The organism is Wolbachia endosymbiont (group A) of Colletes cunicularius (assembly GCF_964264715.1).
Classification (GTDB): domain Bacteria; phylum Pseudomonadota; class Alphaproteobacteria; order Rickettsiales; family Anaplasmataceae; genus Wolbachia.
In genome coordinates, this window is the sequence record NZ_OZ183471.1 from 67196 (window position 1) to 83429 (window position 16234).

Annotated in this window: 16 protein-coding genes and 1 pseudogene; 2 read left to right on the top strand and 15 right to left on the bottom strand. The window is 36.4% G+C overall.

What is annotated here, in order from left to right:
- Positions 1-6: 6 nt before the first annotated feature.
- The 15 genes and pseudogenes from ACFELZ_RS00430 to ACFELZ_RS00500 form a co-directional block, all read right to left on the bottom strand.
- Complete coding sequence (locus ACFELZ_RS00430) at positions 7-498, bottom strand: phage tail protein (protein WP_065095516.1); 492 nt, start codon at positions 496-498, stop codon at positions 7-9.
- 1 nt (position 499) lies between these two features.
- On the bottom strand, positions 500-805 hold the full coding sequence (locus ACFELZ_RS00435; protein ID WP_052265018.1) for a hypothetical protein: 306 nt from the start codon (positions 803-805) through the stop codon (positions 500-502).
- Positions 806-888: 83 nt separating this feature from the next.
- The gene (locus tag ACFELZ_RS00440; protein WP_341814247.1) at positions 889-1893 is read right to left on the bottom strand and encodes a major capsid protein; all 1005 of its coding nucleotides are present in this window, start codon (positions 1891-1893) and stop codon (positions 889-891) included.
- A gap of 25 nt (positions 1894-1918) precedes the next feature.
- Positions 1919-2293 (bottom strand): head decoration protein, encoded by a 375-nt coding sequence (locus ACFELZ_RS00445; RefSeq protein ID WP_341814246.1) that lies wholly within the window; start codon positions 2291-2293, stop codon positions 1919-1921.
- A gap of 76 nt (positions 2294-2369) precedes the next feature.
- A pseudogene (locus ACFELZ_RS00450) lies at positions 2370-3415 on the bottom strand (S49 family peptidase).
- Positions 3412-4839 (bottom strand): phage portal protein, encoded by a 1428-nt coding sequence (locus ACFELZ_RS00455; RefSeq protein ID WP_375315992.1) that lies wholly within the window; start codon positions 4837-4839, stop codon positions 3412-3414. The pseudogene ACFELZ_RS00450 and the gene ACFELZ_RS00455 overlap by 4 nt, the downstream one beginning before the upstream one ends.
- Before the next feature lie 128 nt (positions 4840-4967).
- A complete protein-coding gene (locus tag ACFELZ_RS00460) occupies positions 4968-5165 on the bottom strand; it encodes a type II toxin-antitoxin system RelE family toxin (protein ID WP_237350101.1) in 198 nt (65 codons plus the stop codon).
- 93 nt (positions 5166-5258) lie between these two features.
- On the bottom strand, positions 5259-5546 hold the full coding sequence (locus ACFELZ_RS00465; protein WP_341814282.1) for a hypothetical protein: 288 nt from the start codon (positions 5544-5546) through the stop codon (positions 5259-5261).
- A 40-nt stretch (positions 5547-5586) separates the two neighbouring features.
- Positions 5587-5820, bottom strand: a complete 234-nt coding sequence (locus tag ACFELZ_RS00470) for a hypothetical protein (protein WP_375315993.1) — start codon at positions 5818-5820, stop codon at positions 5587-5589.
- Between the two features lies 1 nt (position 5821).
- On the bottom strand, positions 5822-7657 hold the full coding sequence (locus ACFELZ_RS00475; RefSeq protein ID WP_375316727.1) for a phage terminase large subunit family protein: 1836 nt from the start codon (positions 7655-7657) through the stop codon (positions 5822-5824).
- The gene (locus tag ACFELZ_RS00480) at positions 7654-9123 is read right to left on the bottom strand and encodes an ankyrin repeat domain-containing protein (RefSeq protein ID WP_265026784.1); all 1470 of its coding nucleotides are present in this window, start codon (positions 9121-9123) and stop codon (positions 7654-7656) included. The genes ACFELZ_RS00475 and ACFELZ_RS00480 overlap by 4 nt, the downstream gene beginning before the upstream one ends.
- Positions 9124-9142: 19 nt before the next feature.
- Entirely contained in the window at positions 9143-9622 is a 480-nt protein-coding gene (locus ACFELZ_RS00485; RefSeq protein ID WP_065095468.1) for a hypothetical protein, read from the bottom strand.
- A gap of 183 nt (positions 9623-9805) precedes the next feature.
- Positions 9806-11698 (bottom strand): hypothetical protein, encoded by a 1893-nt coding sequence (locus ACFELZ_RS00490; RefSeq protein ID WP_375316728.1) that lies wholly within the window; start codon positions 11696-11698, stop codon positions 9806-9808.
- Between the two features lie 133 nt (positions 11699-11831).
- Positions 11832-13115 carry a DNA modification methylase gene (locus tag ACFELZ_RS00495; protein ID WP_375316255.1) on the bottom strand — a complete coding sequence of 428 codons (1284 nt, stop codon included), beginning with the start codon at positions 13113-13115 and terminating at the stop codon, positions 11832-11834.
- Between the two features lie 103 nt (positions 13116-13218).
- A complete protein-coding gene (locus ACFELZ_RS00500) occupies positions 13219-13674 on the bottom strand; it encodes a crossover junction endodeoxyribonuclease RuvC (RefSeq protein WP_375316256.1) in 456 nt (151 codons plus the stop codon).
- A 218-nt stretch (positions 13675-13892) separates the two neighbouring features.
- Between ACFELZ_RS00500 and ACFELZ_RS00505 the strand changes: the two genes are divergently transcribed.
- Complete coding sequence (locus ACFELZ_RS00505) at positions 13893-15125, top strand: hypothetical protein (protein WP_375316257.1); 1233 nt, start codon at positions 13893-13895, stop codon at positions 15123-15125.
- Positions 15091-16206 (top strand): hypothetical protein, encoded by a 1116-nt coding sequence (locus ACFELZ_RS00510; RefSeq protein WP_265027164.1) that lies wholly within the window; start codon positions 15091-15093, stop codon positions 16204-16206. Before ACFELZ_RS00505 ends, ACFELZ_RS00510 begins: the two co-directional genes overlap by 35 nt.
- The last annotated feature ends 28 nt before the right edge of the window (positions 16207-16234 follow it).

The following is a 16234-nucleotide window of genomic DNA, read 5'->3' on the forward strand; positions in this document are numbered from 1 at the left end:
TATAATTTAACTCATGTAATGTATAAAATATTTTTCAAATACCTTTTCAACTTCATAATTAACAAGATTCCCTATTATCCTTGAAGCCTCAGGTTTCAGTGGCAACTTAACTTCCTTTATTGGCAATGCTGCCCTTCCTTCACGTTTAAACATACCGCTATTTCCTTTTGGCATAACTGCTGCAAATCCTCCTATAAACTCATGCTTTCCTACTTTCGATCCTCTTCTTGTTTTTTGTATCTTGCCAATTGTCGATGCTCTAATGTCATAGAGATTTGCTCTAATTAACACTTCTAATCTGCTAGTTTTCGCCTTAAAAATTCTTAATCTCTTTCTTATCAAACTTAATTTTATCTTCTTTTCCTCACTAATTTCTTTTGCTGTCTTCAATTTTAGCCATAGTGCTGTTCTGTTTAACGCTCTCACTATTGCTAATTCTATTTTTTTTCTTTTAGCATTTACACTTTCTATTACCTCAACTTCTATATGAACAGACATTTTACACCCCATACGCTTCGATTCGCCAGACCATTCCAGATTTATCTCTAAGTGGTGGTGTGTGTATTTTGTATTTGCAATCACCTATAACAAAAATATCTCCTACAATTGGCCTCAGTATATCAAAAATGCTTACCTCAAGAAAAAGCATCTCTCCCACAAATTGTCCTTCACCAATCTCGTATAATTTATCTGGCTGTTGCTTTAATACCTGTACCATATATGACTTATCCTTTGATTTATATAAAGCCACTTCTCCTAAATGGGCAAAACAATCTTTAAATAATCTCTTAATATTCTCTTGCACGTTTCTCCGCTATATACTAACATTTATATGCTAAGAAGAGGTAAAGCATTCTTCTGCCTCACACCGCTTTATATTTGCTCTACCTATGTTGCAACGATCTTGACTAGTATCGCTGGACGGTGGCACATTGGCAGAGGGTTTGACTGCGTATGCAAATCAGTCCCTCTATCAAATCTTCTTGGCTCTTGTTTTGCATAGAGTGGCTGTCCTAGTGTATTTACTGTTTCATTAAAATCTGCTGGTGCAAAATATGTTGTAAATGTGCTCGCTGTTCCTACTGGAAAACAGTGTCCTGTATCTCTTTCTATAAACCTTCTTACGGTTCCTTCAGGATCAGTTGCTTGCCCTCTATATTCCTCAAATGTGATTCCGCAGAATGTAAATCCTGACCTCATATCATTCCTTAGCGCTGCTCCTTCTTGCCATCTCTCATATGCCTCTTTCACCTTACTATGGGAAGTTAATGCATCAAAAAACTCAGGGCTTACCAGTGCATGAATTCCCGTCATATATTCACCACTTAAGTTATCCTCAATATGTCGCAATACCTCCAAGCACTTACGCTTTACATCAGTTGTTGCTGTTCCAAGGGCAAAATTTACTACTTTTGGTGTTATTTCAAATTCGTTGTACAGATTTAATAATTCCGACCCATCAGCATCTAAAATTATTCCCTTCAGCGCTCCCATACGCAAATGCTCTAATGTTATTGCGTGCTTGTTTCTCATTAGCTGTAAATGGTCAGTTATTACGTCTGCCAGCGCTTTCAGTTCACTTTCTGATCCAAATGCTCTTATTCCCTGCACTTCTTCTGGCAGTACTACATCATCATGCGGAATATGCGGAATCGTAAATGTTCTTATTTTCCGTTTTCCTCGTTTTCCCACTGTTGCTGGTGCTCCGGGTACTTGCGTTGGTAGTAAACTTAACACTCCGTTGTGTTCTTCTATCGTAATATGTCTAAATCTTACTGACCTACTTGGAAATAAATTTAAATTTTCAACACGTCCATAATTTATCGGCAATATATTCATCGCATTTGTTAGTGCCGTCATGCTAAATGCTGTATTCGTAAATGGATTTTGCATTCTTTTTCCCCCTTATTAATTTAAGTTACACTCCCTTGCGGATAATGATCCCTCGTCCTTCAAGTTGCTTTATTGCTTCAGCTTTCTGTTCTTCAGTGATATTTGCTGGCCACACCACTGCATGATCTGCTAGTATTGCACTGCGAGTAATAATTACTCCTTTCATATCAGAATCTTTGCTATGTATATCGGTTGTAATTACTCCTACTGCTGTTTGTGTGCCGTCTGTTCCAGTGGGGTTCAGCACTCTAATAAAACCATCATCTGTCTTCTTGGCAACTACTGTACCAAGTTTAATATTTTGACCTTTCGCTACATTTATCTGGTCTCTTGAATATAGACTTGATGCCTCATACTTTAATAAGTCACCTAGATTATTTTGTTCGGTTATACATGTCATATTTTCTTTTCTCCTTTTTTTCCTTTAGTTTTACCGCCATGTTTGTAGTTATTGTACGCGGCGGTTATAAAAAAACTTAAATACTTGATTGTGCTCTAGCTTTAGCTACCTGCATCATCAATTCTTCTCCTGAATTCTGTGGTATTGCACTCAGTATCTCTGTCTTTTTCGTTCGCTCTGCAAGTAACTCCATTAAAACTTCCCGTGCTTGCTCAACACTTACGCTTTGCTCAATAAATTCTCCTATCTTTTCTGGCATCTTTGATACATTACATAATCTTATTATCTCTAAAATTTCTCTACGACAGTTCTCGTAGCTTTCCTCAATAGTTGTCATACTAACACTCCTACTTTTATGATTGTTGATAAATTCAAAAAATGTTGTAACTCCATCTGCAAGACCTATTTCTATTGCTTTCTCCCCAAAATATAGCCCTGCCTCTGTTGATCGAATCTTTTCAATTGAAAGACCTCTGTTCCTTGCTATCAGCTGCACAAACATTTCATATAGTCGGTCTACTTCTTTTTGTAAGCTTCCCAGACTTTCAGACGTCATTGGCTCATGCGGATTTAAATCGTTTTTTCTCTTTCCTGCAAATACTGTGGTATATTTTACCCCCTGTTTTTCATCAAATCCACTTTGATCAACGTGACTTGCTATTACTCCTATACTTCCTACCCCTGATGTTCTGCTTACAAATACTTTTTCAGCACTTGACGCTATTGCATACGCTGCAGAATACGCATCATCATTTGCTATTGCTACGATCTTTTTCTTTTCCGACTTTCTTGCCTCATAAATAAAATCAGCAAGGTCAAATAAACCGTTTACTTCCCCTCCAGGGCTGTCTATGTCCAAAATTATTGTTTCTACTTCTTCATCTATCAAAGCTTCTTCTATCTCTTCACGTATCTTCTCATACGATGTCATCCCCAACACATTATCAAAAGCTTCTGACTTTTTCGTCAAGATTCCATGTATCGGTATAACTTTTATTCCTTTTTCACTATTTTTTACTGCATGTTTTATGTTTTTAAAAATTGGCTGCTTTCCTGCTTGTAATGACAGTAACTCAAACTTCTTGGCTCTACCATCATTGGTTTGTTTATTTGTTGTTTCATATCATTTCCACATTAGAATCAACACTACTGACATCGCTGTCGAAGCTTAAGTTGAGTGAACTAGCACGTCTTTGATCCTCAGCAATTTCCTGATCGATTTCTTCTATATCGTAACCTAGCTCTGATACTACTTCTGACCTGCTCTTAAATCCATTTCTTACCGCCATTTGCTGTGCTTGCTGATCTTTCAGCGGGTCCACCCAATCAAACCCTTGCGCTATCCATTTTACTTCTTTTGCCCCTTTTTTTGTCCATTCTTCTCCTATATCGAGTTCTCCTGAGAGTAGGGCTAATTCTAACCACCTATCCCATACTGGACGGCAAAATTGAAATACTACCACGTTATGCTGTAACATCGCGCACCTCCTACGAAACTCTATTAACCCAGCTCGGATTGATGAATAATTGACACCCGTTAAATCCCCTGTTAGCTGCTCATACGTTATCCCTGTGCCTACTGCTATCGCCCTGAGCTGCTGTTTCATGAATGCTTCATAACTTCCTCCAACATCTGATGGTTCTGAAAATTTTATATCCTCTCCCGGGTCTAAAAGTTGCATAGTTCCTGGTTCTAGTCCTGAAAGTGCTACCCCTTGTTCATTGCTTTCACCTTCTCCTAAAATATTTGCTTCTGGATCAAGTCTGGTAATAAATCCCGCAAACATCGCTGCTGTCTTTTTTCTCACTAATTCCGCATCGTCATATTGATCAAGTTCATAGAGCTTTAACAGTACACTGGACAACCACGGTACTCCTCGAATCTGCCCAGGTCTTAGCGGTCTATAAATATGTAAAACATCATTTGCTGGTACTCTAACTGACTCTCCAAATGATCCTTCACCCGGATGTTCTCGAAAAAGGTAATACGCTTCTCTTTGCCCAAGCCTATTAAACTCAATCCCGTTTCTAATTACATTACCGTTGGCAAGGGTTTGATTACTCTTATTGTCTAAATGTTCAGATTCAAGTACTTGTAATTGCAAAGGTACACATAAACCATCTCCAGATTTTCTCGTCCTCAGTCGTACAAAACATTCACCCCCTTCAACCATGCTCCTACAAACCAATGCCTGCAGCCCGTAAAAATCACTCACTCCGCTACTGTCTGCTTCATCTGTCCATCTCAGCCATAATTCTTGTACTTTCTTTCGAAATTCTCCATCTCTTGCTTTTGATTGTGGTTTTATTCCTGTTCCAATAGAGTTACTTACTATGGTATCAATGATATTTGCTGCATATGGATTTTTTCTTACCATATCACGAGAGCGGCTACGTAAGTGCTCAAGGCTTTGAGAAAGCAAATTATTTATGCTTCCTGCCTCCGGTTGCCAATACATTACCCTTCTTCCTGAGCCTGATGCATCCCAGGCTGAGCTTTTTATCTTTAGTTTGTTGAATAATTGTTTGAACGATTTTAATAGCATTTTGCCTCTTTGATTATGCAGCAGTTTGTTGCGCAATTTGACATTAAAAAATTACAGCAAGCTGCTGGAGAGTCTGGCTGTTAACACTTTATAAATTATGCATGAGGCTCTTGCACAAATACCAACGCTTATTCTGGGCTGCGTTCATAAATGTCCTTCCGATGTCCCATTGCAGTAATAGTTACTGTGTGTTTTGAGTAATTTATCCTATAAATTACACGATAATCACTTACTCGTATCCTAAAATACCCTTTGAATTCATGCGATAATGCTTTACCTATTGCTTTAGGGTTGGTTGCAAGACGACTATCTACAGCTCTTCTCACTCTAGATCTTATCGTTGGTGGTAATGCAAGAAAGTCTTCCTCAAGAACTCTTTTTGAATAGATAATATCGTATCCCAGCTTGTATCTCCACTTTTAGACTGTTTTTGCAGATAATATTCTATTCCAGTCTACATCCTCACTTCTAATTTCTTCATCACCTCTAGCATCACGCTCAAGAGAAAGCTTAGCTAACTCTATATCTACTTCATCTATTTCATCATCTTCTTCAGATAATTTACTTGCTTCAATTTCTTCTTCTACTAGGTCCTTTACAACTTCTTCTATAGTTCTATTTTGAACTTTCGCCATTTCTGTAAGGTACTGAGCAAATTCCCCCTCAAAATTTACATTAACATTAAGCCTTCCTTGACTTTGAGCCATATTATTCACTGTAAGATATCAACTGTAAACTATAACATTTTTACATAATTTTGTCAATCCCCTTGCTCGTTGAAAAAACAATTTTCCTCTTTGGCTTCACACCTGCAACTTTTAGCTCAGCCTTAATACGTTGCCGTAGATTCAGCAGGTCATTTATCTGAACTTCAGCATATCTCACAACATGATCACCATATGCAATTGATACTACTCTTTCGCCACTCTGAAGCTTCTTTATTGCTTGTTCAACTTGAATTAAATATTCTTGATTGTACATTTCACTTCTCATTCAACCATCTGCTTTGTCTCACTTTTTTAGGCTTTTTGCTTTCCATTTTTCCACTCAAACTATTCCATTTACTCTCTGGCCAACGATCGATTCCAAGTGCAATAGATGCTGCTCTTGCGTAAATTCGGCAATCTAGCACTTCATTTCTTTCTCTTACCTTTTGCCATTCTTGTTTGGTGTATCCTTTTACCACTTTGCTGACTAATTGCTCTGCCGTTAGCTGCTTAAAATATTCAGGTGGATACTCTGGAAAATGACAGTATCCAGGTAGAGCTTTTCCCTCTTCTTCTTTTAAAATATTAAGTAATTGAAAAAGCTCTGACTTTAATATCGATACTCCTACTGGCCAGAGCTTTATTCCTCTTTTCAGCTTTTGCCCTCCAACTGTTACATCTACTCTACTTGGGCTGCTCAGTGGCACTAGCGCTTTGTTTGCCCCTTTTACTGCCATTACTCTCCCAGAGCCTTGGTGACCTCTTACCCAGTTGTATACTTCCTGTGTTGCATATCCTACATCAACTGCCATCATACTTATCATATATTCAAGCCCATTTTTACCGATAAAATGATGACTCAGAAGCTCCGAAAGCTTTTTCCATACTTCTCCACCTCCTGTATCTCCTTCAAATACTCGGTAGTCTATTGACCAATTTTCACGGCTTTTTCCCCAGGCTACAACTTCCACCTCTAGACGATCTTTTTGGACATCTACTCCTGCAGTAAGTACTACTTCTCTCCTAGGTACTGTGCCTACAGGAAAGAATTCTCTCCTGTTAAATAATTGCTTCCAGTCTGGTACTTCTCCCTTATCTACCCAGGTTTCTCCAAGCGTTGTGTTGATCCAAACTTTTAGTAATTGTTCACTTTCTTTTGCATGAAGAAAATCTTCTACTGCTTGAGTCCAGCTATACCAGCCTACTGGGCTATACAAGCTTGAAAGGTGGAATCCTATTTTTCCCCCTTCTTTTGCCCCTTCACCTGTAGCTCTCCATTCACCTCTAGCTAGCATCTCTGTTTTCTGATGATTTTTTATTTCTCCCCTACACTCTATGCAAACGTAGTGGGCTGTTGCTGGGTTCTTCTCTTTCCACTTTATCTGTGGCCATTTCAGTACCTGATAGTGATCACAATGTGGACAAGGGACAAAAAAGTAACGTTTGTCTGAACTCTCAAATTCCCTCTCTATTCTACTTATTCCATGTACCGTTGGCGTTGAAACCAAGAATATTTTTCTCCGTGTAAAAGTATTAGTTCGGGCTATACTGAGTAAAACTGGATCTCCTTCTCCTCCTGAATCCCCTGGATACGCATCTACTTCATCAAGAAAAAGATATTTTACCGGCATTGAACGCAGACCCACTGGACTGTTTGCACCTGTTACTACTACCGTTCCTCCAGGAAATTCCTTACTTTGTACAGTGTTCCCTGAATCTCTCGACCTTGGATCTTTTATTTTACTCCTTAAACATGGCGTATCTTCAATCAGTGGCGCAAATCTTCCCTTGGACCAACGTTTTCCCATTTCAACTGTTGGCTGTACTACCAGCATTGGACCAGGAGTCTGATCTATGATGTAGCCAATCCAATTGTTACCAGCTTCTGTTCCACCAATCTGCGCTCCTTTCATGAATACTACTTTTTCTGCTGGTGAGGACGGAGAAAGTGAATCCATTATCTCCTTAAGGTACGGCGTCCTCTTTGTTCTCCATTTCCCTGGCTCTGATGCTGCAGTTGGTGCTAAAACTCGATACTCATTTGCCCACTCTGACACTTTAAGCTGGGGATCTGGTCTTAAACCTTCAGAAAAAGCTCTAGCGTATATCATTGTCTGCATCTACTAGTAATTGGTTCTAACTCAACGTCATTAACAGTAGAACTACACTCCTCCAGTTCCATAAACATCTTTTTCTGAAATTCGTTTTCTATATATCTTTTGCTCACCTCACTTATCATTATTGCTATAATAAGTGCAAATATCCCTGTTATTGTTGCAAAAATGATTGCATTGCTTATTGTTGTTGCTGTTAACCCTATACATACCGCTATTGCTACTGCACTTACTGAGGTAAAAACACAGATCACATTGTTGTATTTTCTTACTTTTGCATCTCTATGTTCTATACACCTATAATAAACTGGTACAGACTTGCCTATCTCGTCTGGTAATTTGATGCTCTTTTCTTTAAATAAAGTTTTTAGCAATTCTAAATTATTTGACTTGATTGCTAAGTGCAAAACAGGTGTATAGTTTGCTCCTTTTTTCAGCAATAACTTTACTACATGTAAATGCCTTTTTTCTGCAGCAAGATAAATTGGTGATAGACCTTTATTATTTACAATATCAATATTGATTTCTTCTTTTAAAATTGCATCTACAATCTCAATTTCTCCTCTTTGTGCAGCTAAATGGAGTAGACTATTCTTTTCAGAACCGTATTTATTACTCATCAAAGCCTTCTTTATCTCAGGTTTAGCGTAATCAAATGGTGTCTTGCCGCTATCGTCTTTTACCAGAGGGTCTATATCTTCTCGTGTTAGTAAAACTTCTATTGTTTTAAGTCTTTCAGCGTAATGTAGTGGTGTTTTACTTTCGTAGTCTTGCAAATTGACTTGAGCATTAGGCTCCTTTATTAAGGATTTGAGGATATCAAGACATAAGTCTCTTTCATCGTAATTAGTATTACTTACAGCTATATGCACAGGTGACAATTTCATTGAGTTTTGTCCCATGCGTGCACTATTCACATCTGCTCCAAGCTTTAGCAGTAACTTTACTATTTCCAACTTTTTGTTATTAACTGCATAGTGCATTGGTGTCTGATTTCGTGCATCAAAGACATCTATTTCAGCATTTCCTTCTTTCACTAAAATTTTGACAATATTTTCATGTCCTATGCCTGCTGCTAGATGTAATGGAGTATGATGCAGAGTATTTCGTACATTAACATCAATGCCTTTTCCTATCAAATATCTAACTGCATTAACTTCACCTATCATTGCAGCTAAATGAAGTAAGCTATCTTGTTCTGACCCGTATTTGTTATTAATTAGCGCTTGTAATATTTCTGCTTTTTTCCCTTCTTTGGCGTAATCAAGAGATGTTTTACCATCATTATCTTCTATAAAAGGATTAATGTTCTTTTTCGTGAGTAACAGATCTACCATACTTAATTCATCAAACTCTATAGCGCAATGTAGTGGGGTTTTTCCGTTTAATCCTCTAACATTTACATCTACTCCTGGTTGATTGATGAGACATTTTATTAACTCTAAACTTAAGTTATCAGACATTTTATATTCAAAATCTTTTTTATATTTGAAATTTAGTGTTAGATAATTCTTCAAGTGAGTTTGTAATCTCTTCAGTTAGCGCCATATGAATCTTTTCAGTGTCACTCAGTGATGCAAGCAATGCTGAAACTCTATTTGGAATATTAAGTAAATTATTACGGACAACTCTTGCTACATTAAATGCATCGCGCTTTACTTCTTCTACTGCTACAAGTTCTCCTATCTCAGCCCTAGCTTTTGCCTCAAGAAGTTTACCTCGTTCCATTTCATTTTTTATTCGCGTTTTAAGCAACATCGTGGAAAGTTTTTCTCCGCTTTCTGAATAGTTTTTTCTTCTCAGTGGTTGACTTGGATCTCTGATTGTTTCTATAGCCCTGTTTGCTTGTTCTCGGTCAATGAGTCCATCCTCCAACTCAACTATTCCTTTTTTTACTAAATAACAGACATATTGCTTTGATACTCCTATCTCTCTTGCCCATTCTGTTTGTGTGATTTTCACTTTTTTTTCTCCTCTCTCTTGTTTCTACGAATTTTCTTCTTGAATCTCTGAAAAGGTTTTGCCAGTATCAGCAATTCCCTACCTGTTTATACTTGCCGGCGTCTTAGAGATATTTTACTAATATAGAGCGAAGTACTCCGGTTTATAGCTGCTTTCTTTTTACATAGTGAAATTTGGCTATTTTCAACTAATACTATAAATTGCATCTTTGTAGTTATGAGATTCAACCACTACTTGCTCTAGCGTTAAACTGCTGCATTTGGCATCTTTACTATGGTTTTCTTCAAGCACTTTTGTCCTTGCTTCCTTTATTTCCTCAATGAACTTTCCATTAACTTTTTCTGGTTCAATTCTTTCCTCACAATATACAAGATTTGTGCAATTTGTTTTTCTGTAGTAATGTACTCCAAGGAATATCACTGATAGTGCAAGTATACTCGAGCCTATAAGTAGTGATAACCCTACGTTATTAATCAAAGCGTTCTGGTAAAACTTCTGTACACTATTAATACCACCTTCTACATACAGTAATAAAGGCAATACTATATTTGCAGCAACCAAACTGCTTAATAATGCTGTAAATAATGGCCTATCTTTGATTACTGATTCTACTTTATTTCTTCTACTAATGACTTTGTCGTCAATATTAATGAAGTTGTTCTTACCCTTCCAAGCGTTAAGTGTAAAATGTGAATGAGTACCATTGCTGTATTCCAGTTTGACTGATTTTATTACTTTATCTTTTGGTTGATACTTTAGCACCTGATTCAAAGTTTCATTCGCATTCTTTCCCCCTATTTGACACTCCTCAGTATCTCTAAATTGCTTTATTCCACAAAATATTGTGCTAATTGCAAGCAATGAAGTAATTGCTATCATTGGCATAGTAATATAGAGAGGGCTGTTTGCAAAAAATGCAATAAATTGTCCTTTATCCTGTAGATATACCAAAGCTGCAGAAGCGCTAAGTGCAACAGCAGCTATACCGAAAATTACAAATTCCTTCTGCTGCATTGCATATTTTACTCTTGGCAAAATTCTATTTGTTTTCTTTTCTTTTTTAATTAACGGGGTTTCTTCATTATCACTTTTTTCTGATGGGCTAGTTGAAAGTGTAACTGGACTATCATGATTTAATGACATATTCTCCCATCCTTGCCTGCCACAAAACTCACTCATTTCTGTTACTTGAGAATTTGATCTTGTCACCTCTGCACTTCTATTGTCTATCCCACTATCGCTTCCTTCCAAACTCTTTTTTAAAAATTTCGTATTCAGATCTACAGGTTCATCAGTTATATCTTCTGATTCTTTCTTAATTGATGTTTCTTCAGAATTTGACTTTTCTATCTCTGGACTTTGATCATTTATTTCACCATCTAAACCTCTTTTCGAGAATCTTTTACTTTGGTCTATAGTTGCATACATAGGTTCTCCTATAGCTTCTTGCTCATCACATTTTTCTCCATTTAATTGGAAAGAAGAATGTGGTAGCTTTGGTGGTGCAATATCCTGAATAATACTCAACCGATGATTTTCTGCTGTTCTAGGTGAAGGTGGAGCTACATTTCTAATATTGTCCTTCTCCAACATTCCATTCCTAGGTAACGGCTTTGGTTTATCTCCTAATTCTTTATCCTCTTCCTCTTTTTGCATTTCTTTTGTATTGTCTATTTTGGGGTTGGAAGATGTGTTGGATGCTGCCTCAAACTGATCAAGAGAATACGGACGGTTATATTCTATTCCATTTGCCTCACAAACTGCATTAAATTCGTCCTCTATGTCTTTACCATCATCCAATACTAAAGAAGAACAACTCACTGAAAAATCAGCACCTGCTTCGTCTATTTTTGCTGTAATACTGCTATCGCTACTATTGTTAATCACATTTAAAGAAGCTAGTTTGCATTCAGTGTTCAGGTCAGGTTCTTGCTTCGTACCTTTTTCAAACAATTCAATTCTCTCCTTAACAGATAGTATAGAATTTGAAACATTATTTTCTACTTCTTCAGAAAACGATGCTTCATTATTTGTTTGCGAAGTTACTACTCCAGCTAACATCTTTTCTTGATTCATTGAGTACATCACATTTAATCCAAAGTTATTTGTTACGCTAAACTCATTAAAATACGGTATATACCAGTAAATTAATATTACAACTACCAAGGCTTACTAAATTTCTGTTTGCGTTATCTTTTCCACTTTTTTCTTACTGTTTTTCTTCTTGAATCTCTGAAAAAGTTTTACCAGTACCAGAAAGAATTGCTTCCCTACCTGTGTACACTTGCCAACGTTTTATGGTTACATCTACAAATTTTGAATCTAGCTCTATTGTCCTACAAATTCTTCCTGTTCTCTCGCATGCAATCAGTGTACTTCCAGAGCCGCTAAATGGATCAAGTACGATATCTCCTGATCTACTGCTATTAACTATTGCTCTTTCCATTAGCTCTACTGGCTTCATTGTTGGATGTAATGAGTTATGCACTGGTTTGTCATAAAACCACAGATCACTTTGATTTCTACCCCCATGCCACTCACGTTTATTGCCGCTTTTCCATCCATAGAGCATTGCTTCGTATTGTCTTTGATAATCTGATCTTCCTAGCGTAAAGTGATTCTTTGCCCAAATGATAAATGTTGACCATTTCCCTCCCGCTTCCTCAAATACTTTTTGTAACGTTGAAAACTCTGATGATGATATGCAGATGTAAATTGCACCTTTCGTATATGCTAAAATATGGGAACAGATGTCGTAGAGAAAAAGTTCGTACTTTTCACCTTGATTATCGTTTAATATTTTTTTCTCTTCTCTTTCCTGACTGCTACCGTAATCAACGTTATATGGAGGATCACATACGGTAATATCTGCCATTTTATTATCTAATACCGCTTTATATGATTCAACTAAAGAGCTATCACCACAATAGATTCGATGATCACCTAAAATCCATAGATCAGCTGGTTTTGTTATTTCTACTTTTTTGTCATCAACAACTAAGTCAGAAAGATCTTCTTTTTCACCATCTAAATCATCAAGAAAGTTTTGAACTTTTTCTAATTCAAATCCAGTCATTTTAAGATCAAACTGTAAATCTTCAAGAAAGTTTTGAACTTTTTCTAATTCAAATCCAGTCATTTTAAGATCAAACTGTAAATCTTCTAACTCTTGAATTTCTACTTTCAAAAGCTCATCATCCCACTTTGCCCAATTAGCTGATTGATTTGCCAGTAATCGAAAAGCTTTGGTTTGTGGTTCATTTAGATTATCACTTAAGACCACTGGAATACTTTCCATACCAAGTTTTCTTGCTGCTTTAAGTCTTAAATGACCATCAACCACAGTTCCATTGCTTTTTGCAACTATTGGTATACGAAAGCCAAATTCCCTGATTGAAGCACACATTCTATTTACTACATCATCATTTTTACGAGGATTACGCTTATATTCGACGAGGTTTTCAACAGGATAGTAGTGGATTGCTAAATTCATATCTTAATAATTAAAAAGTTAATATTCAAAATATCTCTGACGCTAAAGAAGGCCTGGGGTCAGCACCACCAAACCCGCCATTCTGGCTGAAAGGACCCACTTTTTATGGATTTCTCAGCTTATTAATATCTTTACTAATATAGAACATTAATGCCAAAGCATCGGCCTCATTATCATCTCTAGGTGAAAAACTTTTTTCACGTATCGCTTCAATAACTTCACTCTTACTTGCATTGCCTTTGCCTGTTATAAAGCGTTTTATAGTTTTAACATTAACACCTTTGTATGGTACGTGATGTTCTTCACACCAAGCAGATAGAACAGCCAGAAAACCACCGTAGCAATGCGCTGCATCAGTTCCTAGATGTCTTCTTACTTCCTCAAAATACACTGCAGAAATGTCCTTCAAAGAATTAAGCCAATTACGAAAATTCAAGAAGCACATGCCACCTCCGCTAAAACGGCTACCATGAAAGCTTTTGCTTCCACTTTCAATTATTCCATCTGTTAGAATTGCCCAGCCTGTTTGCTTGCCGAGATCGAGTGTTAGGATTGACACTTATATTCAGAATTTGTTTCGCTAGAGTGCTATATAATATATATTCAGGATTTGAAAAATTTTTGTCCAAAAAATCTTCTTCATAAATAAACTTTTTAGAAAAAAACTTGGTTAAAAATCAGTAAACAAGCATTGTATAATTATTGGTCAAGGCTTTCAGATTTCTATCTTAACAGTGTAATTAATCTATTATGCTAACGTAGCTTAGCTAATTTCTTATGAACGTTTACCCAAACCGTAAATTCTGGGAAGATGATTTAGAAGTACCAGTTAACTACTTACTTGAGCGTTTTCACAATACAGAAGTCCGTCATTCTTGGATGAATTCACTTTCTGGTAGGCAGTTAAGTGTTATCTTTCAACACTGCTTTAAAGACAAGCTAAATGGTCAACTCTTTGATGATCAAGACTACGATAACACATCCATACAATATAAACGTAAAGTGATTGCTAAACATTTAGACTCTCTAGTTATTTATTATCTGATTAGCTGTTTTGAACGTGCAAAGCTTGAAGCTACTGTCAGTGAAATTGCAAGATCTGCATTGACTGAGGAACTCATGAAATCCTACCTTCTAAAAGGTAACAATAAATACGACAAAAAGTCTTTGTTATTTCTATTGTTTCATGTAGATCACAACCTTTTAAAGTCTGTCTATCACTTTGAAAAAATACAAAGAAAAGGTTCTGTATCATTTGCTCTTCAAAAGACACCACGACAACCAAATGTTCCATTTAAAGACTTCATCTCTCAGGAAACCATAGTGCAGATACTGAAAGAAGACGACATTAAACGCAATGACGGTTTTGAAAATCAATTACAAGGTTTCTTCTACCATCAAAATCGTTTATATGTATTAGTTCGTAGAGCTAGTGGTATAGATTTACTACTAAACTCAAATAAGGTTATTCATGGTCATAAGCTAGATTGGATGATTTTGGATTTTCTAGTTAATGGTACTCAAGTAGATCTTACTGCCAAAAATATTGATCAAGCTACAGAGATAGCAAATAGCATTGCGAGTCGTTATTTTAGCTCTGAATGTGTTTTTGTAAACGCGCAGGATAAAAACTTTGCAGAGCAAGTATATAAATTCATTAAAGTTTGTGTTGATGGCTCTGATTCAAATATATTCACTTTTGAGTTAAAATTTCAGTCAAATCGTTTCAATTACAGCTATACTAATATCACTTTGACTGTTGCTCCATATGATCCTATTGCACCGGAATTGCATGTTTTAAAGCCATTTGTAGGAGACATAGTGCCATTTATAGAGTCGATTAAAGTAATATTTCAAGGCAAAAAGATAGGCTTATTTTTCAAGCGAAGTGATGAGTATATAGCAATTTACTACTCTGAACATCCTCTGAATAAAAGGGAAAGAGAGGATTTTAAAGCATACATAAAACAATTTTATGGTCTTACAATCTTGCCAAGAGCAAATCTCTGATCTTCTTAATTCTGGCAGCTCTTGGGTTAATCCAAATCAAAATTATATCGAAGCAGCAAGGTATTTGTCGAATCTTGAATTAATTAAGATGCAAGAGAGGGCCTATATTATCTGCTCTCATAGACAAGATAAATTAGATTGGCCAAATATAGTTGATCCATACTGTAACAATGAGATTTTCATTGATGAGGACTTTAACGAAGCATGCGATAATATAATTTGTGAAAATTGCAACCGTGATATTTTACCTAATACCTACAAGAAGCAAAGATTTCACCGCTTATCTGCATATTTAAACCCAGAGAAATTTATGAATTGGTTTGAAGGTCAGCTAAGTAATACGCATTTCATGTGGCAAAAAGTGGAAAGTGGAGTTTATCATGTTGGTGGACAAGGTAAGATTGTAAGTTTAATCATACTTGATTTTTGCACCAATCCAACATTCTTAACGATAGATAAGCTTAAAGCTAATCCAACTGTATTAATAATACTGAGAAAAAATCCATCAAACATACCTCTTGATTTGCCCATAGTAAAAATGGTTGACCTTTTCTTTCAGCATAAGACGTTAATTGAAGTATTCCAAGAAGCAGCACAAAGAGGAGTACTAGAGTTCATACCAAATACTTCAATGCAAATCTTACATACTGCACTTAATCTAATTGAACCTCCTAAAGAGAAGGAATTGCTAAAGTTGCAATTGATAGAGGGCTCACTTTACGTAAACAATATAGAGATTCTAAATAAGAAAGCTGTAGCATGTATGAAGGTTTTTCGCATATTATTTGAACAATTTTTGCATGATTGTAAAAAAGAATTACCTCCTGAAAAACACATGTTGCTTAGCATAACTGAAATAGAAAAGCGCCTAAATCTTGATCCAGAAGCAGATCCAGAACATCACATCAGAAAACCACTAAACACAATCCAAAGAACAATAAAAACCACCTTAGCTAAAAAGTTAGGATTAAACATCGAACGTAATGATGTGATTCAAACAGTTGGTTGGCCTGGATCATCGCGTAAAGATTATGGCTACCGTATTAACCCTTTCACTGTGCTGATAAAAGTAGTTCGTTAAGTTTTTAGTAGATTAAAGTCTCTCCGGT

Bases quoted from the DNA above. Each gene is read 5' to 3' on its own strand.
- ACFELZ_RS00470 (WP_375315993.1), bottom strand. From the start codon at position 5,820: ATGTACAATCAAGAATATTTAATTCAAGTTGAACAAGCAATAAAGAAG.
- ACFELZ_RS00440 (WP_341814247.1), bottom strand. From the start codon at position 1,893: ATGCAAAATCCATTTACGAATACAGCATTTAGCATGACGGCACTAACA.
- ACFELZ_RS00505 (WP_375316257.1), top strand. From the start codon at position 13,893: ATGAACGTTTACCCAAACCGTAAATTCTGGGAAGATGATTTAGAAGTA.
- ACFELZ_RS00465 (WP_341814282.1), bottom strand. From the start codon at position 5,546: ATGGCTCAAAGTCAAGGAAGGCTTAATGTTAATGTAAATTTTGAGGGG.
- ACFELZ_RS00510 (WP_265027164.1), top strand. From the start codon at position 15,091: ATGGTCTTACAATCTTGCCAAGAGCAAATCTCTGATCTTCTTAATTCT.
- ACFELZ_RS00490 (WP_375316728.1), bottom strand. From the start codon at position 11,698: ATGAATCAAGAAAAGATGTTAGCTGGAGTAGTAACTTCGCAAACAAAT.
- ACFELZ_RS00475 (WP_375316727.1), bottom strand. From the start codon at position 7,657: ATGATATACGCTAGAGCTTTTTCTGAAGGTTTAAGACCAGATCCCCAG.
- ACFELZ_RS00495 (WP_375316255.1), bottom strand. From the start codon at position 13,115: ATGAATTTAGCAATCCACTACTATCCTGTTGAAAACCTCGTCGAATAT.
- ACFELZ_RS00480 (WP_265026784.1), bottom strand. From the start codon at position 9,123: ATGTCTGATAACTTAAGTTTAGAGTTAATAAAATGTCTCATCAATCAA.
- ACFELZ_RS00445 (WP_341814246.1), bottom strand. From the start codon at position 2,293: ATGACATGTATAACCGAACAAAATAATCTAGGTGACTTATTAAAGTAT.
- ACFELZ_RS00455 (WP_375315992.1), bottom strand. From the start codon at position 4,839: ATGCTATTAAAATCGTTCAAACAATTATTCAACAAACTAAAGATAAAA.
- ACFELZ_RS00430 (WP_065095516.1), bottom strand. From the start codon at position 498: ATGTCTGTTCATATAGAAGTTGAGGTAATAGAAAGTGTAAATGCTAAA.